At 61.5% G+C, this 23,310-nt stretch carries 22 protein-coding genes; 9 read left to right on the top strand and 13 right to left on the bottom strand.

Features of this window, described 5'->3' with window-relative positions; genetic code table 11:
- Nucleotides 1-28 precede the first annotated feature (28 nt).
- On the top strand, nt 29-619 hold the full coding sequence (locus tag EOS_RS14065) for an amino acid kinase family protein (RefSeq protein WP_047847267.1): 591 nt from the start codon (nt 29-31) through the stop codon (nt 617-619).
- An 858-nt stretch (nt 620-1,477) separates the two neighbouring features.
- On the opposite strand, the gene EOS_RS14060 is transcribed toward EOS_RS14065, so the two are convergent.
- The 3 genes from EOS_RS14060 to pqqA all read right to left on the bottom strand — a co-directional run bounded on the left by EOS_RS14060 (nt 1,478) and on the right by pqqA (nt 3,034).
- Entirely contained in the window at nt 1,478-2,176 is a 699-nt protein-coding gene (locus tag EOS_RS14060; protein ID WP_047847266.1) for a (5-formylfuran-3-yl)methyl phosphate synthase, read from the bottom strand.
- Between the two features lie 18 nt (nt 2,177-2,194).
- Nucleotides 2,195-2,797 carry a DUF447 domain-containing protein gene (locus EOS_RS14055; RefSeq protein WP_047847265.1) on the bottom strand — a complete coding sequence of 201 codons (603 nt, stop codon included), beginning with the start codon at nt 2,795-2,797 and terminating at the stop codon, nt 2,195-2,197.
- Nucleotides 2,798-2,959: 162 nt separating this feature from the next.
- Entirely contained in the window at nt 2,960-3,034 is a 75-nt protein-coding gene (gene pqqA / locus EOS_RS14050; protein ID WP_013342881.1) for a pyrroloquinoline quinone precursor peptide PqqA, read from the bottom strand.
- A 412-nt stretch (nt 3,035-3,446) separates the two neighbouring features.
- Here pqqA and EOS_RS14045 point away from each other — a divergent pair, with 412 nt between their 5' ends.
- From EOS_RS14045 to fba, 7 genes are read left to right on the top strand one after another with little or no spacing between them, the layout of a single operon-like run.
- Complete coding sequence (locus tag EOS_RS14045; protein WP_047847264.1) at nt 3,447-4,937, top strand: form I ribulose bisphosphate carboxylase large subunit; 1,491 nt, start codon at nt 3,447-3,449, stop codon at nt 4,935-4,937.
- A 42-nt stretch (nt 4,938-4,979) separates the two neighbouring features.
- The gene (locus EOS_RS14040; protein WP_047847263.1) at nt 4,980-5,393 is read left to right on the top strand and encodes a ribulose bisphosphate carboxylase small subunit; all 414 of its coding nucleotides are present in this window, start codon (nt 4,980-4,982) and stop codon (nt 5,391-5,393) included.
- Nucleotides 5,394-5,419: 26 nt separating this feature from the next.
- Nucleotides 5,420-6,367, top strand: coding sequence for a CbbX protein (gene cbbX, locus EOS_RS14035; protein WP_047847274.1), 948 nt, complete (start codon nt 5,420-5,422; stop codon nt 6,365-6,367).
- A 20-nt stretch (nt 6,368-6,387) separates the two neighbouring features.
- Nucleotides 6,388-7,488 (top strand): class 1 fructose-bisphosphatase, encoded by a 1,101-nt coding sequence (locus tag EOS_RS14030; RefSeq protein ID WP_047847262.1) that lies wholly within the window; start codon nt 6,388-6,390, stop codon nt 7,486-7,488.
- 47 nt (nt 7,489-7,535) lie between these two features.
- Nucleotides 7,536-8,408, top strand: a complete 873-nt coding sequence (locus tag EOS_RS14025; RefSeq protein WP_047847261.1) for a phosphoribulokinase — start codon at nt 7,536-7,538, stop codon at nt 8,406-8,408.
- Nucleotides 8,409-8,450: 42 nt separating this feature from the next.
- Nucleotides 8,451-10,502 carry a transketolase gene (tkt, locus tag EOS_RS14020; RefSeq protein WP_047847260.1) on the top strand — a complete coding sequence of 684 codons (2,052 nt, stop codon included), beginning with the start codon at nt 8,451-8,453 and terminating at the stop codon, nt 10,500-10,502.
- 52 nt (nt 10,503-10,554) lie between these two features.
- Nucleotides 10,555-11,592, top strand: a complete 1,038-nt coding sequence (fba, locus tag EOS_RS14015) for a class II fructose-bisphosphate aldolase (protein ID WP_047847259.1) — start codon at nt 10,555-10,557, stop codon at nt 11,590-11,592.
- A gap of 218 nt (nt 11,593-11,810) precedes the next feature.
- Here the strand turns inward: fba and EOS_RS14010 are convergent, their stop codons facing one another.
- From EOS_RS14010 to EOS_RS14000, 3 genes are read right to left on the bottom strand one after another with little or no spacing between them, the layout of a single operon-like run.
- Nucleotides 11,811-13,190, bottom strand: coding sequence for a DUF6513 domain-containing protein (locus EOS_RS14010; protein WP_047847258.1), 1,380 nt, complete (start codon nt 13,188-13,190; stop codon nt 11,811-11,813).
- The gene (locus EOS_RS14005; protein WP_047847257.1) at nt 13,169-13,798 is read right to left on the bottom strand and encodes a flavoprotein; all 630 of its coding nucleotides are present in this window, start codon (nt 13,796-13,798) and stop codon (nt 13,169-13,171) included. Before EOS_RS14005 ends, EOS_RS14010 begins: the two co-directional genes overlap by 22 nt.
- Nucleotides 13,795-15,873, bottom strand: a complete 2,079-nt coding sequence (locus tag EOS_RS14000; protein ID WP_047847256.1) for a sigma-54-dependent Fis family transcriptional regulator — start codon at nt 15,871-15,873, stop codon at nt 13,795-13,797. The genes EOS_RS14005 and EOS_RS14000 overlap by 4 nt, the downstream gene beginning before the upstream one ends.
- 416 nt (nt 15,874-16,289) lie before the next feature.
- Between EOS_RS14000 and EOS_RS13995 the strand changes: the two genes are divergently transcribed.
- Nucleotides 16,290-16,823 (top strand): dihydroneopterin aldolase, encoded by a 534-nt coding sequence (locus EOS_RS13995; protein ID WP_047847255.1) that lies wholly within the window; start codon nt 16,290-16,292, stop codon nt 16,821-16,823.
- A gap of 87 nt (nt 16,824-16,910) precedes the next feature.
- On the opposite strand, the gene EOS_RS13990 is transcribed toward EOS_RS13995, so the two are convergent.
- The 7 genes from EOS_RS13990 to EOS_RS13960 form a co-directional block, all read right to left on the bottom strand.
- The gene (locus EOS_RS13990) at nt 16,911-17,333 is read right to left on the bottom strand and encodes a hypothetical protein (RefSeq protein ID WP_047847254.1); all 423 of its coding nucleotides are present in this window, start codon (nt 17,331-17,333) and stop codon (nt 16,911-16,913) included.
- 155 nt (nt 17,334-17,488) lie between these two features.
- Complete coding sequence (gene fae / locus EOS_RS13985; RefSeq protein ID WP_047847253.1) at nt 17,489-17,998, bottom strand: formaldehyde-activating enzyme; 510 nt, start codon at nt 17,996-17,998, stop codon at nt 17,489-17,491.
- Between the two features lie 159 nt (nt 17,999-18,157).
- Nucleotides 18,158-19,045, bottom strand: a complete 888-nt coding sequence (locus EOS_RS13980; RefSeq protein WP_047847252.1) for a triphosphoribosyl-dephospho-CoA synthase — start codon at nt 19,043-19,045, stop codon at nt 18,158-18,160.
- Nucleotides 19,032-20,009 (bottom strand): ATP-grasp domain-containing protein, encoded by a 978-nt coding sequence (locus tag EOS_RS13975; RefSeq protein WP_087881935.1) that lies wholly within the window; start codon nt 20,007-20,009, stop codon nt 19,032-19,034. The genes EOS_RS13980 and EOS_RS13975 overlap by 14 nt, the downstream gene beginning before the upstream one ends.
- Entirely contained in the window at nt 20,006-21,037 is a 1,032-nt protein-coding gene (gene mch, locus EOS_RS13970; protein ID WP_047847250.1) for a methenyltetrahydromethanopterin cyclohydrolase, read from the bottom strand. The genes EOS_RS13975 and mch overlap by 4 nt, the downstream gene beginning before the upstream one ends.
- Nucleotides 21,012-22,214: an ATP-grasp domain-containing protein gene (locus tag EOS_RS13965; RefSeq protein WP_047847273.1), complete on the bottom strand. Its 1,203-nt coding sequence runs from the start codon at nt 22,212-22,214 to the stop codon at nt 21,012-21,014. The genes mch and EOS_RS13965 overlap by 26 nt, the downstream gene beginning before the upstream one ends.
- 14 nt (nt 22,215-22,228) lie before the next feature.
- On the bottom strand, nt 22,229-23,155 hold the full coding sequence (locus EOS_RS13960) for an NAD(P)-dependent methylenetetrahydromethanopterin dehydrogenase (RefSeq protein WP_047847249.1): 927 nt from the start codon (nt 23,153-23,155) through the stop codon (nt 22,229-22,231).
- Nucleotides 23,156-23,310: the final 155 nt, after the last annotated feature.

The following is a 23,310-nucleotide window of genomic DNA, read 5'->3' as shown; positions in this document are numbered from 1 at the left end:
GGAGTCAAATCAGAGCGAGGGACATGTCATGTGGGTGGTGAAGATCGGGGGAAGCCTGAGTCACGACCCGTCGCTGCGCGAGTGGCTTACCCAGCTTTGGGAAGTGGGCGGCGGGCGGGTTGTGATTGTGCCGGGCGGCGGGGATTTCGCGGACACGGTTCGTCAGTACCAGAGCGAGTGGCGGTTTGGCGATCTTGCTGCTCACAACATGTGTCTGCTGGCCATGGCGCAGTACGCCATCCTGATGCAGGGGGTGTTACCGGAACTGGTGCTCGCATCGAACGAGATTCGCATTCGCCGTGCGTTGCGCGATGGCCGGGTTGCCGTGTGGGTACCCACCGACCTGATGCGCGATACGCCTGATGAGATGACCAACTGGGACACGACGTCGGATAGTCTTGCCGCGTGGTTGTCGACTACGCTGAATGCCGAGCGGCTGATGGTGGTGAAGTCGTGTGTGGTGGAAGCGGGGACGCCGCTTGAGGCCCTTTCGTCGAAAGGGGTGGTCGATGCGCGCTTCGTCAAGCATGTGAAGGATGCTAACTACGTTGTGGAGATGTTTAATAAGGGCGACGCCGGGTTGATGCGGGATAGGTTGTTGCACATTCCAGTTGTTTAGAGGTTTTCGCTCGCGCTGGTGGACGGGTTTTAGGTTTTGGTGGTCGGTGGGTGGAGTTGATGCCGGGTTGCTAGGTTCTGGGATTAGCGGTCGGGGTCAATGCTGGGTTGCTGCTGTTCAGTCTGGCGGTTGTTATATGTTAGTTATTCTATTTATCACTATTAGCCACTGTCCGTGGCGGGACTTCATTTCTTTTTCCGACACGACGGCGAAAAAGAAACAGAAGCAAAGAAAACGCCTCTCAACAATCGGCTAGTTAGTGTCTCTAGCGTGCAGGCCTCAGTTTTTGGCACCTGATAGCGCGGTGCTCGCCAGACTGGAGGATGTTTGAACCCCTCCTTCTCGCGAATCCTGACACGAACACGCTTCGCCTCCAACGCTCTCGGGCAAGCACCGCACCCCACGGACCATGACGGCCTCACGTGTGCTGGTTGCCTCATTTCGTGGTGGGTTGGCTACGTGGACTGCGAGGTTATTTCTTGAGGCGGTTGTACGCGGATAGCGCGGGGTGTCCCTTGGGCAGGTTCAGTCACTGGTGGCGAAGCGTGTGGGTATCGGTGTTCGGAGAAGGAGGGGTTCAAACATCCTTCAGTCTGGCGAGCACCGTGCTATTAGGTGCCAAAAACTTCTAGCCTGCACGCTAGGGACACTAACTTGCCGATGGTTGGAAACGCGTTTCTCTGCTTCGTTTCTTTGCGCGTTTGCAAAGAAATGACGGGCGGCCACGCACAGTGGCTAATAGTGATAAATAGCATAACTAACTTAAACTGACCGCTAACCTGAGCAGCAGCAACCCGGCACTGACCCCGACCACGGCCCTAGCATCGCCCCTCGACCAAGTGCGAACGAAACCCCCGTTCATTGAGCATCCGCGACTGCACTCCGATGCAAGGCATCCGCCCACTGCGCGACCCGCACGGGATCCAGGCGCCCGGCACGCCCTCCCTCACACAACGCCGTGCGAAACCCCACAATATCCGGCGCCAGCTCACGAATCTCCGCTAGTTGCGGCCAGCCAAGCGACCCCGCCAGCCCAGTCATCCCACCGTGCTCCCCGGCCGCCCGCAAGCAAACCGCCAGCGTATCCGCATCGACGCAATCGAAAATCGTGCGGCCGTCTTTGATGGCAGTGTCGAAGACAATTCCCGCAAAGCCCAACTCCGCTGCAAAGCGAGTCAGCTCCACGTCGATACCCGCATCGCACAAAAACACCGGCATGACCGCCGCCGGCAAGTTCGCGAGCTCAACCAAGCAACGCCGCGCCGCAGCCCCAGGCGTCACGCCGACCTTCACATAATCGACACCCGCATTGCTGACTTCAATCACCCGTTCCGTGATTTCATCGATCGCCTCGGTCGACACATCACCAATGGTCGCGCTGATCGGTTTCACCGGATAGGTCGCGCGCAACATGGCCACGATCCGCGTAATCTCGGGCAAGGACACGTCGCCTAGCGCGCCACTGCCCGGTTCCTTCAGATCGATCAGTTCAGCCCCGGCCTGCGCGGCATCCAGCGCTTCTTCAGACGAGCGAACGCTCGCGAGCAATGCAGTCATGACAGACTCCGGAATGATTCAGCGTCGCTCGGACGTCGACGTGTTCAACTCATGCGATGGCGCAGCGCCCGCGCGATGACGCGCAACCGCCGCCGTGATCCAGTCCCACGCAATGTGCTCCCGCTCGCCCGCGGTCTTGTCGATGGCAATCTGCAAGTACGCCATCTCGCTGTCCACCTTATCGGCGGGCAACATGAACAGCCGGCTCACCAGGATCGCACCCTCGACTACCGCAGCTTGCGCGCGATTAAAGCCGGCAAACGGCGCATGTGTCTCGCTAAATACACTTTTCATCCGCAGCACCGGACGTTGCGGATCGTCCTGAAAGGTATCGAGCTCAAGTTCGGTATGCGCCAGCGAACCGGCCAGCCGCACGCTATTCACGCGCGTGGTGGCAAGCGTCGGCCAGTCCCTCGAATAACCCGTGACGCAGCCCGCGAAGACCCGCACGTCAGTCGTGAAATTGATTACGGCCGCACGCGTGGCGACGATGTTATCCAGCGTGGTAGAGGGGCGAAACGGGGCAAGAATTGCCAGACCGTCCTCAAACCGGACGCCCATGGGCGCGATGTGAGGCCGGCCATCGTGCGCCGCAGTCGTGACGATCGTTTCGTAAATCATGGCGGGGAACGCTGGTCATGGCGACGCACTAGGAACCGGCGGTTTATCAACTTCTTCGTTAGCTGCGGCAGCTCTCGTCAACCGCAAGCCAGCTAACCGGTCACGCTAAGCCGCACGTCAGTTACCCGTGAACACCGACGGGCCGACGGCGGCGCCTGACGCTTAACGCGTTGCGATATACATCGTGATTTCGAAACCAAAACGCATATCGGTGTAGCTCGGTGTCGTCCACTGCATAGTCGTCTCCATCAAGTTATCCAACGGAATGCCCGCGCAACGCATTGCCGCAATGCAGCGTAACTCCGCAGCGACAAACCGCGCCGGCAAGCACCACACGCAAGCGGCGTGCCAAAACACGCGCGTCTTGTTCGGAACGCATACGGAACACGCCGGCGGGATGACGCAATGGCGAATGCGCCTGACTGTCGCGGAACCGCAGCAAAGTGTCCCACGACGTTCTGGAACGCGGCCTTAGGGAGTACCCCACGTTAACGGATCGCTTAAGCCTGACGAAGAAAATCGTGAATTCCCCTCGGGACGGCTCGCGCCTACATTGCAAACACAGCGCAGGCATTTTCACTTTTCATCCGCCTGGTCACCGCGCGCTTCGTTGCTCCGGCAGCGCGTTCTTCACTCTCGAGGAAACGTAATGAACGACTTCACCAAGGCCGCTGTCGAGCCGGCATCCAACGCGTCGACCCAGCGTTCCCGCTATTCGGCGGGCGTCATGAAGTATCGCGAGATGGGCTACTGGCAACCCGACTACGTCCCGAAGGACACCGACGTGATCGCCCTGTTTCGCATCACGCCACAACCCGGCGTCGACCCTGAAGAAGCCGCGGCGGCTGTGGCCGGGGAATCGTCGACGGCGACCTGGACCGTCGTCTGGACCGACCGCCTTACCGCCTGCGATATGTACCGCGCCAAAGCGTATCGCGTGGATCCCGTGCCGGCTTCCAGCAGCGCGGAACCGCAGTATTTCGCGTATATCGCCTATGACCTCGACCTGTTCGAGGAAGGCTCGGTTGCGAACCTGACGGCATCGATCATCGGCAATGTGTTCGGCTTCAAACCGTTGAAAGCGCTGCGGCTCGAGGACATGCGCATGCCTGTTGCTTACCTGAAGACTTTTCAGGGACCGCCGACGGGCATCGTGGTCGAACGCGAGCGGCTCGACAAGTACGGACGCCCGCTGCTCGGCGCAACGGTGAAGCCGAAGCTCGGACTCTCGGGCAAGAACTATGGACGGGTCGTGTACGAAGGGTTGAGGGGCGGCCTCGATTTTCTGAAGGATGACGAAAACATCAACTCGCAGGCATTCATGCACTGGCGCGACCGTTTCCTCTTTTCGATGGAAGCAGTAAACCGGGCGCAAGCCGCCACTGGCGAGGTCAAGGGGCACTATCTCAACGTGACGGCCGGGACGATGGAAGAGATGTATGAACGCGCCGAATTCGCGAAGGAACTCGGCTCGTGCATCGTAATGATCGACCTGGTGATCGGCTGGACCGCGATCCAGTCGATGGCGCGCTGGGCCCGCAAGAACGACATGATCCTGCACCTGCATCGTGCAGGACATAGCACTTACACGCGTCAGCGCAATCACGGCATCTCGTTTCGCGTGATCGCGAAATGGCTGCGCATGGCCGGGGTGGATCACGCGCATGCCGGCACGGCTGTCGGCAAGCTTGAAGGTGATCCGCTTTCGGTACAGGGCTATTACAACGTGTTGCGTGAATCGAGCAATCCAGTGGACCTGTCGCGCGGCGTCTTCTTCGATCAACCATGGGCGGGTTTGCGCAAGGTGATGCCGGTCGCGTCCGGCGGCATTCATGCAGGGCAGATGCACCAGTTGCTGGACCTGTTCGGCGACGACTGCATCCTGCAATTCGGCGGCGGCACGATCGGTCATCCCTCCGGCATCCAGGCGGGTGCCGTGGCCAACCGCGTAGCGCTGGAAGTCATGGTGAAGGCGCGCAACGAAGGTCGCGACATTGCGCACGAAGGGCCCGAAATACTGGAAAGCGCGGCGCGCTGGTGTACGCCGCTCAAGCAGGCGCTCGATACGTGGCGGGACGTGACGTTCAACTATGCGTCCACCGACACGCCCGACTTTGCCGCCACGCCGACACCGGCCTAATGCTTTAAGTCTGTAAGCAATCCATTGAACGAGAGGTCAACCATGCGAATCACCCAAGGCACGTTTTCTTTTCTTCCGGAACTGACCGACGAGGAAATCGGCTTGCAGATCGACTACGCATTGCAGCAGGGTTGGGCTTGCTCGGTTGAGTTCACCGACGACCCGCATCCGCGCAACACCTACTGGGAAATGTGGGGCCTGCCAATGTTCGATCTGAAAGACGCAGCCGGCGCGATGCAGGAGGTCAAGGCTTGCCGCACGACGTATCCGCAGCATTACATCAAGGTCAATGCATTCGATTCGGTGCGGGGCTTCGAGACCATGCGGCTGTCGTTCATCGTCAATCGTCCGCAGGATGAGCCAGGCTTCCGCCTCGAACGCCAGGACGTGCAAGGCCGCGTGCAGCACTACGCGATGAAGGGTTATTCGAACGACCAGCCGCCCGCAAGCCGCTAAGCACCCAAGCCACTGGAGAGATGACGATGACGTCAGCTACCGCCGATCTGCCGGTCCACGAACCAGTCGAAAAATCGGACATACCGAGTGTCGATCTCGTCGCGCTGTTTCGCGAGTCGACAGTGGGCGACGTGCTGGCCGAGCTGGATCACGATCTGGTCGGGCTTACGCCGGTGAAGACGCGCATACGCGAGATTGCTGCGCAACTGCTGGTCGAGCGGGCGCGCGAAACGCTTGGCATAGCGAGCGGCGCGCCTACGCTCCATATGTGTTTCTCAGGTAATCCGGGTACTGGCAAAACGACCGTCGCGCTGCGCATGGCAGACGTGTTGTTCAGGCTGGGCTATATCCGCCGCAAGCATCTTGTCTCGGTTACGCGCGACGATCTCGTGGGCCAGTACATCGGACATACCGCGCCCAAGACGCGCGACGTGCTCAAGCGTGCGATGGGCGGCGTGCTGTTTATCGATGAAGCGTATTACCTGTATCGCCCGGAAAACGAGCGCGATTACGGGCAGGAAGCCATCGAGATCCTCTTGCAGGTCATGGAGAACCAGCGCTCGGACCTGGTGGTCATTCTTGCGGGCTACGAGTCGCGCATGGAAACCTTCTTCCAGAGTAATCCGGGGTTTCGCTCGCGGATCGCGCATCACGTCACATTCCCGGATTACGACGTCGCTGAACTGATCGAGATTGCCGAAGGCATGCTCGCGCGGATGCACTACCGCCTCGACGCAGAGGCGCGCGCCGCGTTCGAGGAGTATCTTGCGCGCCGCATTCGTCAGCCAAATTTTGCGAATGCGCGCTCGGTGCGCAATGCGCTCGACCGTGCACGATTGCGCCAGGCCAGCCGTATTTTCGCCGACGCGATGCAAGGAGGCGGCTCATCCGATACCGCCGCGCTGACCTTGCTATCCGCCACCGATATTCGCGCGAGCCGCGTGTTCGACACGCCGCCGCCCAGACCAGTTTAATCACCTCCCAGGAGTGCGCCATGCTGGACGGAGGGACCACACTTTCAAAGTTCCTGATCGATACCCTCGACCGTAATCCATCGCCTGTTCAGGCCAGCGGATTGTCGGCGTTACTGATCGACGTAGCGGCTTCGATCAAGACCATCTCGGCTCAACTGACCAAGGGCGCATTGGGTGGCAACTACGGCTCGGCCACGACTATCAACACGCATGGCGAGGAGCAGAAGAAACTCGATATCGCGACCAACGATATCTTCCTGCAGCACTGCGAGTGGGACGGGCTGCTGGCGGGCATGGTGTCCGAGGAGATGGAAGACGTGTATGCGATTCCGCCCGCGTATCCGCGCGGCGAATATTTGCTGGCGTTCGATCCGCTCGACGGCTCGTCGAATATCGATATCAACGGCGTGGTCGGCTCGATCTTTTCAGTGTTACGCGTTCCCGCCGGGCTCAAGGCCGGGGCAGCCGCCATCGACTCCGCATTCCTGCGTCCCGGCTATGAGCAAGTGGCCGCGGGTTACGCGGTATACGGCCCATCGACAATGCTCGTCATCTCGGTCGGCAACGGCACGCACGGTTTCACCCTCGATCGCGAGGTTGGCAATTTCGTGCTGACGCATTCGGACATTCGCATTCCTGAGGACACGGGCGAATTCGCGATCAACGCATCGAACGAACGCTTCTGGGAACCGCCAGTGCGTCGTTATGTGCAGGAATGCAAGGACGGCCGCAGCGGTTGCCGTGAGCGTGATTTCAACATGCGCTGGATTGCTTCGATGGTCGCCGAGGTCCACCGCATCCTGATGCGCGGCGGAGTGTTCATGTACCCGCGCGACTTCAAGACGCCGGCCATGCAGGGCCGCCTGCGTCTTCTGTACGAAGCCAGCCCAATGAGTTTCCTGGTCGAGCAGGCGGGCGGCATGTCGACCACGGGGCGCGAACGGATCCTCGATGTGCAGCCCCGCGCGCTGCATGAACGTGTGCCGGTAATCCTGGGATCGAAGAATGAAGTGGAGCGCATCGCTCGCTATCACGCCGACTATGACCGCGGCGAGGACAAGCCCTACACGTCGCCGCTCTTTAACAAACGGTCTTTGTTCTTGCCTGAGGCACCGGTCTAAGAGCGTCGCCTGATCGAAATTCGATTACGAGAACCAGGAGACTCATCATGTCAGTCAAACATCCGATCATTGCGGTGACCGGCTCCAGCGGCGCGGGCACGACAACCGTCATGAAGAGCTTCACGCACATTTTCAGGCGGGAGCGTATCAACGCGCAGATCGTGGAGGGCGATGCATTTCATCGACACGATCGCCTGGGCATGCGCGAAGCGCTCAAGCAAAGCGAGCGCGACGGCATGCGTAACTTCAGTCACTTCGGCCCCGAGGCCAACTTGCTTGAAGAGCTCGCGCAACTGTTCGCCAACTATGGCGAGGCGGGCAGCGGCCAAACTCGCCACTATGTCCACGACGATGCTGAAGCCGTGACCTACAAGCAGGATGCCGGTACCTTTACGCCGTGGGAGGACATCGCAACCGGCACGGACCTGATGTTCTATGAAGGGTTGCACGGAGCCGCCGTGACCGACAAGGTCGACGTCGCGCGTCATGCGGACCTGCTCGTCGGCGTGGTGCCGATCATCAACCTGGAATGGATTCAGAAGCTGCATCGCGATCAGAACCTGCGCGGTTATTCGCACGAGGCGGTGGTCGACACCATCCTCAGGCGCATGCCGGACTATGTGAACTACATCTGTCCGCAGTTTTCGCGCACGCATGTCAACTTCCAGCGGGTGCCGACCGTGGACACCTCCAACCCGTTTACCGCACGCGAGATTCCGCATGCCGACGAGAGTTTTGTCGTCATCCGGTTCGCGCGGCCGAAGGGAATCGACTTCCCGTATTTGCTCACCATGCTGCACGACTCGTTCATGTCGCGTCCAAACGTGATCGTCGTGCCGGGCGGAAAGATGGGACTCGCGATGCAGCTCATTTTCACGCCGCTGATCCTGCAATTGCTCGATCGCCGCGCCCGCGCCTGAGCGTTCCGGTTTCTCGCTTTTTATCGTTAAAGGAGGCATCCCATGAGTGCCGTCACTGAAATATCCGCTCCGCCGGGCGTCCGGGATGAAACCCGGCTGATGGCGAACGCGCTGCGTTTCCTGGCCGTCGATGCCGTCGGCCAGGCGAAGTCCGGTCACCCCGGCATGCCGATGGGCATGGCGGAGATTGCCGTCGCGTTATGGACCCGGCATTTGAAACACAACCCGCGTCATCCCGACTGGGCGGATCGCGATCGTTTCGTGTTGTCGAACGGGCATGGTTCGATGTTGCTGTACGGGCTCCTGCATCTGACCGGCTACGATTTGCCGCTCGATGAACTGAAGTGCTTCCGGCAACTGCATAGCAAGACACCAGGGCATCCCGAAGTAGGTTTGACGCCGGGTGTTGAGACGACGACCGGACCGTTGGGGCAGGGCTTCGCGAACGCGGTCGGGATGGCGTTGGCCGAGGCGTTACTGGCGCGGGAGTTCAACCGGCCGGGCCATGCGATCGTCGATCATCGAACCTATGTGTTTGTCGGCGATGGTTGTTTGATGGAGGGGATTTCGCACGAGGCGGCGTCGCTGGCAGGTACCCTCGGATTGAACAAGCTGACCGTACTCTACGACGACAACGGTATCTCGATCGACGGCCACGTGGCCCGCTGGTTCGCCGACGATACTCCCGCGCGTTTCGAAGCATATGGCTGGCATGTGGTGCGCGAGGTGGACGGCCATGATGTCGATGCTGTCGACCGCGCGTTGCGTCAAGCGCGTGCCACCAGCAAACCGACGTTGATCTGTTGCAAGACGGTGATCGGAAAAGGCTCGCCATCGATGGCCGGGACACACGACGTGCATGGCGCGCCACTTGCCGCTGAAGAGGTTGTAGCGACCCGGCGTGCGCTCGACTGGCCGTATCCGCCCTTCGAGATCCCTGCGCAGATCCGGAGCCTGTGGGACGCCCGTGAACGCGGGGAGACGGCCGAAGCGGACTGGACCGCCCGGTTCGATGCGTACCGGCGGCAGTTTCCCAATGAAGCGGCCGAGTTCGAACGGCGCTCGCGCGGTGCTTTACCGACGCATTGGCGAGCCGCCGCGTTGTCGTTGGTGCAGCAGGCCGACCGCGCGGGTCAGTCGATCGCAACGCGTAAGGCGTCGCAGCAGGCGATAGAAGGATTAGCGCGGGCGCTTCCTGAACTGCTGGGAGGATCGGCCGATCTGACGGGGTCGAACCTGACACGCTGGAAGGAAGCCGTTACGGTGCAAGCAGGGGATGAAGGGCTTCAGGCTGGCAACTACGTGCACTTCGGCGTGCGTGAGTTCGGCATGAGCGCGGCGCTTAACGGCGTGGCGTTGCATCGCGGATATCTGCCGTTTGGCGGCACCTTCCTAACGTTCTCGGACTACTCGCGCAACGCATTGCGCATGGCCGCATTGATGAAGGTCCGCACGGTGTTCGTCTTTACGCACGATTCCATCGGTCTTGGCGAAGATGGCCCGACGCATCAGTCGATAGAGCATGCAGCAAGCCTTCGAATGATTCCCGGCCTCGATGTCTGGCGTCCCTGCGACACCGTGGAGACGGCACAGGCTTGGGTGTGTGCGGTCGACCGTGATCGTCCCTCATGTTTGCTGTTGAGCCGCCAGGCCTTGCCGTTTGTTTCCCGCGACGAAGAACAGATCGATGCAATCGCCAATGGCGGATATGTGCTGCGCGACTGGCCTGAACCGGTGGGTCGCGTGACGAAGCGCGTGGTGCTGATTGCGACGGGTTCGGAGATTGGGCTCGCGCTTGCGGCTGTCGAACCGTTGCGTGCGAAGGGTGTCTTTGCCCGGGTTGTATCGATGCCATCTACCACCGTGTTCGACCGTCAATCGCGAGCGTGGCGTGACCGGGTGCTGCCGAAGGATGTGCCGCGTGTTGCCATCGAAGCGGGGGTGAGTGCGTTCTGGCGGCAGTATGTGGGGCTGGAAGGCGGGGTGGTCGGGATCGATTGTTTTGGCGAGTCCGCGCCGGCTGAAGCGTTGTTCGAGCATTTCGGGCTGACGGTAGAGGCCGTGGTCAGGGAAGCGAGCAGGGTTGCTTGCTGAGCGCATCAGTTTCCAAGGAGTTGTTTCTGATCTTAATATAACGGAGTCCGAAATGGCCTTTATTGCATTGCGTCAGTTGCTGGACCACGCGGCGGAGCATAGCTACGGTGTGCCCGCGTTCAACGTAAATAACATGGAGCAGATCCAGTCGATTATGCAGGCTGCGGAAGCGACGCGTAGTCCGGTGATTTTGCAGGCATCGGCGGGTGCGCGCAAATACGCTGGCGAGCCGTACCTGCGTCATCTCGTGCTTGCGGCGCTTGAAGCGCATCCCGATCTGCCGGTCGTGCTGCATCAGGATCACGGCGCGAGTCCGTCGGTGTGTCAGCAGGCGATCCGCTCCGGTTTCACGTCCGTGATGATGGATGGGTCGTTGCTGCCCGATCAGAAGACGCCCGCCGATTACACCTATAACGTCGAGGTCAGCCGGCGGGTGGTCGAGGCTGCGCATGCGGTGGGGGTATCGGTGGAGGGCGAGCTGGGATGTCTTGGCTCGCTTGAAACGGGGCAGGCCGGCGAGGAAGATGGTGTGGGCGCGGAGGGCAGGTTATCGCGTGATGATTTGCTGACAGACCCCGAGCAGGCCAGTGCGTTTGTGGAAGCGACGGGTGTGGATGCGCTTGCTATTGCTATCGGCACGTCGCATGGTGCTTACAAGTTTAGCCGTCAGCCCGATGGCGAGATTCTGGCGATGGACCGGATCGTCGCGATTCACCGGCTGATTCCGAATACGCATTTGGTGATGCATGGATCGTCGTCGGTGCCGCAGGAGTGGCTGGCGATTATTCGTGAGCATGGTGGTGAGATACCGGTGACGTATGGCGTGCCGGTGGAGGAGATTCAGCGCGGGATTGCGAATGGTGTGCGCAAGGTGAATATCGATACGGACATCAGGTTGGCGATGACCGGGGCGATGCGCAGGTCGCTTGCAACGGCGAAGGGTGAGTTCGATCCACGCCATGCATTGAAGGCGGCGACGGCCGCGGCGAGGGATTTATGCGTGGCGCGGTTCGAGGCGTTTGGATGTGCGGGGCATGCTGACAGGATCAAGCCGCTGGCGCTTGACGCAATGGCTCAGAAATATCATTGAGGGGACGTTCGCGCGGTTGGTCCGGGGCGATGGCGGGTTGTTGCTTGCGGGTTTAGCGGTTTGCTTGAGATTGACGCGCGCGGAGTTATCGTCCGACATACGAGCGGGTGATTCAGCGGGATCTAGAAGGAGCGCGAGCTAACGTCATTTGCTACGGCGGCCCTCGAAGCCGATGATTCGTCACACTTGAAATCGACCTGTAGGCTTGAGCTCTTCCGCTAACGCTTCCGTGTACTCCCAACCTCCGTCCATCGCTCAAGATCCGGAGCGGATTTCTCCACCTGGCATCCCCAGTCCAGCCCCTGATCCTGATCGAAACGTTTCCCTAACTTCCACGCAATCTCCGCCCGAGCCAGCTGCACGCCCATATAAAATGCATGCCCCCCATCGGCCTCGAGCCCAAGCCCCGGATAAAGCGCAAGCGGATCGCCATCCACGGCATGCCCATCGCGGTTATAAACATGAATGCCATCGGCCGCCACCTGAACCCTGAAATTCGGATCGCGCACCGCCTCTGCAAACAGCGCGATCTCAGCCGCGTCATACGGAAAAGGCCGCTTCGCATGCAGCGCCGATAAGTCGCTGCAAATCCCCTTCGGCAAGACCTGCGCCTCACGCGCTACATGCATGATCCGCCGCGCGACATCCGCCTCCTTAACCGCGCGCCGCGCATGCAAACTCACCGATGTAGTCAACACCGCGCTAACCCGCAGCTCCGCCGCTATCCCAAGCAACACCGCATTGATCCCGCTCGTATCGGCTTCGGTCAACTCGGTCACATTGCCGATGCCCATCATGATGCCGATCTCCGGATAGCGCGCGCGCAACCCGACATAACGCGCAATCGATGCGGCCAGTCCAAACGGAATCGGATCGAGAATAGGATCAGCGAGAAACGGCCGGTTGCGGGCCAGAAGCGCATCAATCGCAGCATCAAGCGACGCCGGATCGCCCGGTTCCCGTGCAACCAGAATTGGCACCGACGGCACCTCATCGGCAATCCATAAGGTATCCAGATTAAGACTCATCAGGTAGTCCGCACCCGCCCGGCCACCACGCACGAGTTCTTCCGAACGCATGGAATCCACACTCACGCGATACCCGCGCTCCTTGAGCACACGCACCGCGTCTTCCAAATGCGGGAAAGGTGTTTCAGGCAGGCAACCGATATCGATCACATCGGCGCCCTGATCTGCGTACAAACCAGCCCGCTCCACAATACCGTCAAGATCGAGCCGCGGCGCATCGACGATCTCCGCGAAAATCTCCGTCTCGTAGCGCGACAGATCGAAGTGGCGCGCCTCGCGTCCGAAGAACTGCGGCAAGTCCTTGACCTCTTCGGGTCCACGCTCGACGGGCACGCCAAAATGCCCGCTCAACGCGTCGAGATCGCCCCGGCATCGCCCGGGCACGATCATCCGCGTGGCAGCAAGCGGTGCAGCCACGCGCCGGCGGATCATGTCAGCCGTCATCAACGCCGCTACCTGTAGCCCGATCTCGCGGACTTCCCAGGTGAACGGCGTCGGCGCCATGCTTTCAAGCACCTGATGCAAGCTGCGTTCAGCAAGCCTGCCAGTCAGGAAGACGATGTGGTCCATGCGAGCCCGAGCGTCAACAGCCGTTGATCGAGCGCTGCTTTCAACTCATCGAGCGAGCGCGCCACCGTCGTGTATTCGATCAGCGCCAGTTGCTCCACATGGCGGAGTTCGACGCTGCGCGGACGCACCTCGACCCATTCATGCGGGCTCTGGGTGATCACGCTCGGCGCCGTGTCACATGCGAAAACAATGCCCGGTATGCATTGCTTGCCAGCCTGCGCGAACAGGTTGGTCGGCAGCGTGTCGGAAATTCCCAGAACACACTTGGCAACGGTGTTGCTCGTCGCGGGCGCGATCACGACCGTATGATATTTGCCTTCATAAAGCATGCCGACCGGCACCCCGCTCGCACTGTTGTCGCGCAACACCCGAAAATGCTCGCGCAGCTTCGGCAACGGCCATCCATAAAGCGGCAGCACTTCCTCTCCCGCCGCCGATAGAAACAAATCCACGCCCGGCAGCTTGCGCGCAAGTTCGATGGATTCCTCGATCATGTGGCCCGACCCGGTCACGCACCACGCAAAGCCCGCATCGGGCTTGAACTGGTCAAGCCTGCGAGCGGGCGAGTGTGAAGCCGAAGACGAACCGGAACCCGAAGGCACGCTCATGAGTCCGACGGCGCGGAGGATCCGTCATGCGATAACCGGATATGCAGGCGATGCATCTTCCGGTACAGAGTGTTGCGGCTGATGCCGAGCCCTTTTGCCACGCTGCTGACGTTCCAGCGATGCTCGTCGAGTAACTCGAGCACGGTCTCGCGTTCCTTGACCTGGATCGCGTTGAGCTCGGAGGTATCGGCGTCGTCGGCTGAATGAGTGAAGGGGCCGATTGCAGGCGTGCTACCCGTGACCATCCCCAGCCGTGCGGCGGGCGTTGCGCTCGCGTACTGCACGATCTCGACCGGCAGATGCGAACAGTCGATCTCCGGACCATCGCACAACGCCATCGCCATTTGCAGCACATGGCGTAACTGGCGGATGTTGCCCGGCCACGCGTAGTTCAACAGCGCATGCCGCGCTTCGGCGCTAAGCGTCGGCGGATCGTCCGATTCGCTGGCAAGCAGATGATGAATCAATGCAAGCGCGTCGGCCCGCTCACGCAGCGGCGGCAGGTTGATCTCGATGCCATTGAGCCGGTAATACAGGTCTTCGCGGAACACGCCGGTCTGCACAAGTTCGAGCAGGTTGCGATGGCTCGCACTGATCAACTGGAAATCCACCTTCACCGTAGTTTCCGCGCCGAGCGGCGTGACCTCGTGTTCCTCTATTACGCGCAAAAGCCTGGCTTGCAAGGCCATGGGCATGTCGCCGATTTCATCGAGAAACAGCGTTCCCGCGTTCGCCTGCACGATCTTGCCGCGCCGTCCTTCGCGCTGCGCACCGGTGAACGCGCCGGCGCGATACCCGAACAACTCGCTCTCGATCAGGTTCTCCGGCAGCGACGCGCAATTCACCGCAACAAAGCTGCCGGCATTATTCGGGCTGATGCTATGAAGCGCATTCGCAAACACTTCCTTGCCGGTGCCGGTCTGTCCACGCAGGATGATCGGGATCTTGCGCTGGATCACGCGCACCGCGAGCTGGATCTGCGACGCCATGCGCGGATCGCCGAATTCCAGGTGCGAGAGTTTCTCCAGCCGTCCGGCCTGGCCCGTTGTGTCTCGTGCTACCCGCACCGGCCGGGCTCGCGTGGCGGCAGTGGACAACGCGCGGCTCGTCGGATCGTTCATGAAGATGCGGGACATGCTGGTCGCGGCATCGCGCGGTGTCTGGGCGATCAGGAAGAAGCGGTTGTTCGCGTTCGCGCTATAGACGGTCACCGGGTGGAACGAGCCGCGAATGCTGCGCGCGATCATGTCCTCCAGCGACACGTTGAACGCTTCCTCGATCCGCTTGCCGCACAACTCGGCATACGAGCGGAAGTCGAGCTGGAATAGTGCGCTGCGGCTCGCAGCGAGCACGACACCGTCGTCGCTCACGGCGAGCTTGCCAGCATGCAGCGTGCCGACAAACTCGGGACGGCTATGGAAGTGGATCATGTTCGCATGCCGATAACGCGCGTCGATCAAGCGATTCTCGATCATTTGCCTCGACATGCCGACCAGCACGAGCGAGTGTTGCTGCAGCAGCTTGGAACGGCTGGTGACGTCGAGCACGCCGGCCACTTCGCCGCGATCGTTGAAGATGGGTGCGGCCGAACAGGTGAGCGACGTATAGCGCGGATAGAAATGCTCGTGCTGATAAACCGCAATGCAGTCGCGCTCGGCGAGGCAGGTTCCCATGCCATTGGTGCCGGCTTCGCGTTCGCTCCATAACGCGCCTACGCGCAGGCCATCGGCTGCTATCGCTTCACCGAACGGTACCGAGGCAACCTGATGCACGATCACGCCGTCCGCATCGACGAGCACGACCGCCAGTTCGGGGTCCGCGAGTTGCTGGTAGAGCGTGGTCATCTCCAGCTTCGAGCACGCGATGAGATCGCTGGCGGCTTCGCGCCGCGCCGTGAGTTCCTGCTGCGTCAGCACCGGCGGCATGACAAAACGCGCCGGATCGAGCCTGAACTCCTTCAGGCAACGCGTCCACGACTGAGCGACTGAATCGCTGGTGGGACGTGTCGGCAACTGGTTATTGACGATATTCAGTACTTCCCGGACGTGCACGTTACTCTCAGCAAGCGACGACATGGGGCTTGTCTCCGGGGCGTCCGCTCGCGCCCGCGAGAGTTCGCAGGCTACTACGGCGCCGTATCTGTGGTATTCCCCTGCGCTACATGTTTCTCTGCACGCATGCGCGCGAAGCGGGTTTGTCTCAGCGTTTAATAAAAAACCAGCGTTCGCAAAACTTTACATCTGATGACGCCTGGGTTCAATAAGTAGTCGCGTTAGTGTCAGCAAGTGCGCCCGTTTTTTGCTTACTCATGGCGGAACTGTACATGCGTACGCATTAGCGCGCACGTCAGGCAGTCAGAGCGCGTTAGAGCCGTTACGCGTCGCAGAATGCTTACATGTTGTATCGATTCCGCGACACACATCGGTTCGACCGTTCATTCCGTTTATTCATTACCCGCACTTTTCCGGCATCCCGGCAACGGAGACCATTCATGGAGTTTTTCGATGCGGTTCGAAACATGCGCACTTTCCCGGGCACGCCGCAGGGCGCGCAGGCCGATGCGATCACGCCCCGTCCTGCCGTAGATTCCCCGCCGCCTGCTGTGAGCGATGTGTCCATGGACGTTGTCTATATCAAGGGTTTCACCGGGCAAACGGTGATAGGCATTGATGTGAGCGAACTGCGGGATCCACAACCCGTGCGCATCAATCTCACGATCGGCGTGCCGTCGATCCGGGCCTGCGCGACCGATCGCATTGAGGATACGGTGAATTATGCGGCGGTTCACGACGCGCTGCATGGACTGCTCGCTACGCATGGCGTGCAGTTGCTCGAACGGCTGGCCGAGAAGATTGCTCAACTGCTGATCGCCGATTTCGGGGCGCATTGGGTGCGGGTATCGGTTGCGAAGCCGGGCAAGTTCGACGACGTGGAATCGGTCGGAGTTCTGATTGAACGCAGGAAGCCGGCTCGCGAACAGTATGTGACGTGCGCGTTCCTCGGAGAAGGATTGATCCCGAACTAATAGAAAATAGTAAGCACGCTTAGCAGCCCTTCGCGTAGCAAGGGCTGTTCCCGCTCTTATGAGCTTCAATTTAGTTTCAACTTAGCTTTACTTACCCACCGACGCGGACTTCGTCACCCCACACGCGCGAAATGCCGCGGTTTGAACCGAGCGAAAGTTCTTTGTCTGGGCCTTGGCCCGATCCACGCGAAACTCATTGCCGCCTTCGCCGCCGAGCGTCGAATATTTGGAGAAGGTCATTTGCTCGACGTAGTCGTCGTAGGGAAGAACCGCAGCAATATGGTCGATCGCGCACGAACACTTGTACACGTTGGCGAAGTCGTGGCCATTGTCATCCATGCACCCCAGCACGTATTCAACGCGGCCCTGGGTCGGGTAATCGTGGCTTTGCGCCGGATTGCCAGCGGCCGCCGCCGGAACGGGAGCGGTAGCCGGGTCCGCCGCAAACGCCAGCGACGGAGCAAGCACGAGGCAGGCAATCAGCAGCCGCGTGCGACATCGGGAAGTCATGCCAGAGCCTCTGCAAAAGCGTTATTCATCGGTTGAATGAAGGGGTGGGCGGGCCGCATGTTACGGGTGAAGCGTGCGGCCTCGTCCAGACCTGCTCGTTGCTTGTGTTGATCGTCGATCGTCGATAACACTGCGTCGTAAAATCGCGCCGCGTTTCAGTTCGGTGCGAACGGATGCGCGGCCGTCGCTTTCTTCGCTACCACTTCCGCGGCGCTCGGTTCGCCAGCAACGGCACGCTGGATTGCTTCGCGGGTAGCCTTGTAGTTGTATTCCTGGATCTTCTTGTCGTCGTTGGCTTCCCAGTGAATGAACACGCCTACGCAAACGAAAACGTCGTCGGCTTCGTCCTTCGGGATGGTGCCGTCTTCCACACAGTCGGCGACCGCGAGCGCGACGGCATGCTGTGCGGGGCCGAACATCTGGACGGCCTGCTTTGCGCCCTTGATGGTGACCTTGTTGAACATCACCGTATTCGGACGGGTGATCAGATTAGGCGCGACAACCGCCAGCAGCGATGTAAAGCCATCCTTGTTATTGGTCAGGGCGTTGCAGAACGCGGTTTCGACTGCAGAACCGCGCGGTCCAATCAGCAAGTCGATATGAGCGACTTCGTTACCGTCGCCAACTAGCGACTCGCCTACCATGACGCGGTTGATCTTGGCCATGCTGTTCCTCCAGTGATTGGATATTGAATGTGCCCGCTTGCGGTCAGTTCGCGAATGGCAGGGGTGGGCGCCGCCCGGAACTGTGTGAGAACCATGGCTGTTCCTATCATGTTCCGTGCCAATTGGAGCCCTTCACCGGGTCTTCCCGGGGCCACGCGTTCAGATGCCGTCCACGACTCCCGCGACAAACAACGTCGCGACCGTGAGATCCGCGCTCGTGCCGGGGTTGATGCCCTGCGCCTTGAGCTCGGCGTCCCATGCGCCGAGGGTGAGCAATTCGTCGGCGAGGGTGTCGCGGGCCAGCGCGCGGTGCATCGCCTCATACCGGCTGCGTGCCTCGCGCGTGACACTCTGCGCCACCGGCAGGCCGTGCTTGCGCACAATGTGTGAATCGGGACAGCCGCTCAGGAAGGCGAGAAACACGTCGAGCGTGACAACCGTCGCGGGTTGGGATTGTCCTGATCGTTGAACGCGGCGCGCGGTGTCGAGGCCGGTTTCGAACAGGTCGCGAAATCCATTCGCATACTGGCGCGCGATGCTGTCGCGGTCGGCCGCCAGCGACATCGCGGTACGAAGATCGGCGGTTGGTAGCTCGTGAACCGATTGTTCGGGCGCGTCGCCCAGGCCGCCGGGGTTGGCGAGCGCGATTGCACGGTAGGCGGCGCGGGCATCGTTCAGATCGAGCGTTGCGAGCACCCGTTCCGTTGCAGTGCGCCACGCCATTTCGTCTGCGGGGCTGTCGGCGAGCAAGTCGAGCGCTGCTGCAAGTGGTGCTACCAGCAGCACGATGCCGAGGTTCGTGTTGCAGCCGGCCACGTCGCGCGTGCGGCTGACTGCATCGAGAATGCGCGTACCGACCGTTGCGCCACGGGTGAACAATGCGCTGGCAGCGGCGTCAGCGCTCGCGATGAACTGCCCGGCCGTCATGCCGTGGCCCGCGCTGTCGACGCTGACGTTGCCGGGTTTCATGGTCTCTACATCGAGCCGGCAAGCACGCAAAAACGCCGCTCGTGCCCTTGCGGGAGAAGGTGGGTTATGTGAGTCCATCGCCGGTCTTCAGCGGCACAGGGACGTGCGCAGCGAGCTTGCGGTCCAGCAGATCGTCTACCAGTGCGGCAGCTATGTTCAGATCCGTCACCGACTGCAATCCGCGCCACGCCGCCACGCCGTTGACTTCGAGCACGAGAGGGCGCGTGTCACCGCTTTCGATCGATGCGTGCGGAGAAGGAATCAGATCGACGCCCGCGTAGTCGAGGCCGAGTGCGCGGCTCGCTTGCACGGCGGTATCGGCGAGTACGGGGTCGAGTTGCGCGGGTTCGCATTGAGCGCCTTGCGCGAAGTTATGAATCCAGCCCTTGCCGCCTACGCGCCGCATGGCGGCCACCGCGCGGCCGCCAATCACCAGAACACGCCAGTCGAAGCCCGGTCGTTCTCCTTCCACATAACGCTGTAAATAAGCAACTTGCCCCGAGGTCCGCAACGACGGCAACGGCGCTAGCGAACCATCGCGACGGCTTGCGCCAAGCCGTCGCAAGCCCTTGCCCTGCGAGCCGAACAGCGGCTTCAAGACGACCCGCCGGTTCGCGGCCACCTCACGCATCAACACCCGCTGCGCGAAGGCCGTCGATTCACCCGCCCAGGTCGCAGGCGTCGGCACGCCATGCAGGTTGAGCAGGAAACTGGTCATCGATTTATCGACGCTGCGCTCGATCGCGCGTGCGTCGTTGTAGACCGGTACGCCGCATTCGCGCAGCGCGTGCAAAATGCCGAGCCGCAGCGTGACCTGCTCGAACGTGCCGCCCGCTATGCCGCGCACGAATACCGCATCGGGCATTGCATGGCCGAAGCCCGGTATTGCCAGGCCGTGCGGGGCCCAGGTTGTATCGATACGGCATTCCGCCAGATCCACGCAGCGCGCGTCCACGTCACGCGCGCGGAACGCTTTTTTCAGGCGCCCGGTGTGCCAGCCGGTTTCGTCGGTCATGATGGCGACGCGTAACCCGGTGCTCATGGCTGCGCTGCTCCACCGACGGCCGCTGCCGGCAACGTGCCGCTCCATTGCGCGTCGAGCAGCGCCATGTCGATCTTGCCGCCGTGATAGGTCGCGCCGCTTTCGAGGCTGCTGATCCACACCTCGGCGGGCGCGAACAGCGCAGGGTCGATCTGGTAAAAATCGTAGTTGAACGACGTGAAGATATCGGCGAAAGGGCGCCCGTAATCGCGTGCATTCGACGACGGCAATTCCGCTGCGAGCCGTCGCGCGACGGCATCGCTTTTCACGGTCAGATGCACGCGGCCGCCGTAGAGAATGGCGTCGTTGGTACGGCCCATCGCCTGGATCGCGTCGGGCGCGGGCGGTGGCAACGGGGCCGAACCGCTGCCTTCAATGATCTCGCCAAGGTCCACGCCGAGCACATGCGTCTTGTGCAGTGCAACTTCCACCACGCGCGCAACGACCTGCACCGTTCCCGCGACAGAGTGTGTCGGCGTGACCACCAGCGTGAGTTTGTCGGGCGCGAGCGCGCAGTCGCGCAGGATTTTGTCGATGATGAATGGCGGTGGCAGGCGGTCCACTTCGAGCACGAGCGCGCCGCGGTCGTGGCGGTCGCGATAGCCGAGTTCATCGAAGAGTGTTTCCTTTGCTGCCAATGCGCGCGCCGGGCCTGATCCGAGCGAGAAGAACTTCTTGCCGCCCGTTTGTTCCTTGGTCGCCGACAGGCTCCATCCGGCGTACTGGCTTCCAAGGCAAGCGAGCACGGGTGCTGATGTATGGACCTCGATCATGCTCGGCCAGAGCGGATTCGCTTCGAGACTCATACGCACGGCAACACGCCCGAGCCCTCCCATGCACAGCCGCGCGATCAGTACGCCCGCTTCGACGCCGCCCATTGCATCGACGCCCGCATCGGCGATCACGGTGCCGTCGGGCGTGTGCGAAATCGCGATGCGCAACCGCGCGGCATTGTCGACGAGCCGCGTGGCAAGCCGCTCGCTCAGCGCGTTGACGCTGAGCTCAGACGGAGGAAGAGATGACGGCATCAGTGTCCTCATGACAGGTTTCGATGCGTTGCAGAACGAGTGTTTCGCGGCGTTCGAGTTCGTCCCGGACAGCGGACGTGGAGGGCTGCGCGACGACCAGTGTGCATACCGGCTCGCCTGCACCGATTCGCGTGCCGGGCTGCGGTATGTCGTGGCACGCCGGGTCGCTGAAACAGGCGTTGCTGAAGGGGCCGGAGACGACAAAACCGCGCGGCGCGAACAGCACGCGCTGGCCAGCTTTTAATCGCGCTGCGGGACGTGAGGGAGGAGGCAAGCGGCCACTGAGACACGCATCGAGATGGCAATCGATCAGACCACGGGGCCATGCTTCGGGCGAGGCGGTTTCGTAGAGCGTCATCGTCGATGAAGGGCGCGCGTTGATTTCGAGTACCTCGAAGGTATCGGCATCCAGCATGAAATCGATGCTGTTCAGCCCCACGAGTTCCGTGTTCGCGACGATGGCACCGATGGCTGCCGTGATATCGGCCATGACTTGCGGGGGCAAGTCGGCAGGCCCGATCGATCCTGTATGCAGGAACGGCCGGCTGCCGGCCGCCGTGCTGAGCTGCCCCGCAAAACCGATCACCGATGCCTTTCCGCGCGCACCGACAAACAACGCCGACATCGAGCGCCCCGCAGCGAGGCGCTGGAAATAACCATCGGCGGCATCATGATTCGTCTTCGAATCCAGCGCTTCGATATGCGTCCCGCCGCAGCCATCGGCGCGTTTGAAGAGCCAGCCGGATGTATCGGATGGAGGGGTGAATGACACGTCGGGATGCGCAATGCCCAAGCGATCCAGCAGCGCGAAAAACCGGTGCGGCTCGCGCACGGCCGCCGTTGCTTCAGCACTGTTCCCTATAAAACGCGGCAGTCGCGGTGCACTGCACAATTCGCGCATGAGCGGCTCGAGCCCGCTGCCTGCTACGAAGCCGAGCATGCGTGGTAGCCGCGCCGTGCGCTCGAGCGCATCGAAGAGAGGCTTTGGGTCGATCGACAACCCCGCGCCGCCGATATCGAACCACAGCGGCGCGTATTGACGTGTATCGCGGTCACCGAAGATATCCAGCGCGGCCACGTTCAACCCCGCCCGCCGCGCGGACTGCGCAAGCATCCGCGCCGACAACCCAATGGCTGCAATGTACGGGGCCTGAGAGGAACGGATGCCGGGAGTCATGTGCAAACGCTGCATCAGCCCAGGCCGCCGACGATCGCGCGGGCTTCGTCGAAGGCTTCGGGAAAGCCGAGATAGACCGGCTTGCCGCCGGTCCGCATGCGCACGAACAGGCGATGCTCGACCTGGTATTTGACGTTGCCGATCGCGAGCGCGCCGATCGCGAGCGCATCCTGGCGCACCGCGCCGGCAAGCGGTTTGCCATCGTCCATGGCATGCACGCCCGCGATGCCTTCGGGCGGTACGGCATTCACATCGGCGGCGATCAGCAAATGCTTCGCATGCGCGAGATCGGCGGCGCTCATGACCTGCACGCCCGCCGCCGCGCTCGCCAATACGATCTCGGCAGTGGCCAGCGCCTTGTGCAATGCGTCGGGCGTGTGGACGGAGACGCCGGTGGTCGCGATGTCGAAGCGCCGGTTGACTTCATCGCTCACCTGGGTCGCGCGGCCGACGTCCGTATGGCTCGCTATCAGGACTTGCGCGCCGAGCGATGCAGCCATTGCAGCGGCCACGCGTCCTACCGCGCCGGTGCCGCCGAGAATCAGCACGCGCTTGCCGCCGAGTTCCGCGCCATGCTCCGTTTTCAGATGGCGTTCGACGAGCGCCACAAGCGCCGCAGCAGTCGTGTACGAGCCGCTTGGATCCGCGAATACGGATACCTCGAAGGGCGGCACCATCGCCTGGCGCGCGGTGTCGAGCATGTCGGCGGCAAGCATCACGTCGCGTCCGCCGATGAAGATGCCCGTGCGCGACACACCCTTCGGCCCGCGCGAAAAAATCGCGTCCTGGGTCAGCGTGACGACGTTCTCCGCGCCGACATTGCAATACGGGACGATGACCTGATAACCGGCATCGGCGGCCATGTTGACGTCGAAGGGACTCATCTGCGGCGTGGCCGTCAACATGTGCAGGATGTACGGTCTTTCTGTGGCTTCGGGCATGGCGGTGGACTCGTTTCAGGTGTTCAGGTTGACGGCGGGCCGGGACCCAATGAGCTGGATGGACGGGCGGCGCCTATGGGCAATCGCTGTTGCAGCGCTGCAGGCCGACGGCATGGACGGCCGCGCCGCGATTGCTCCCCGCGGCCACCGAGCAC

The organism is Caballeronia mineralivorans PML1(12) (genome assembly GCF_001028175.1).
GTDB lineage: Bacteria > Pseudomonadota > Gammaproteobacteria > Burkholderiales > Burkholderiaceae > Caballeronia > Caballeronia mineralivorans.
This window is presented reverse-complemented; position numbering and strand designations above follow the sequence as displayed.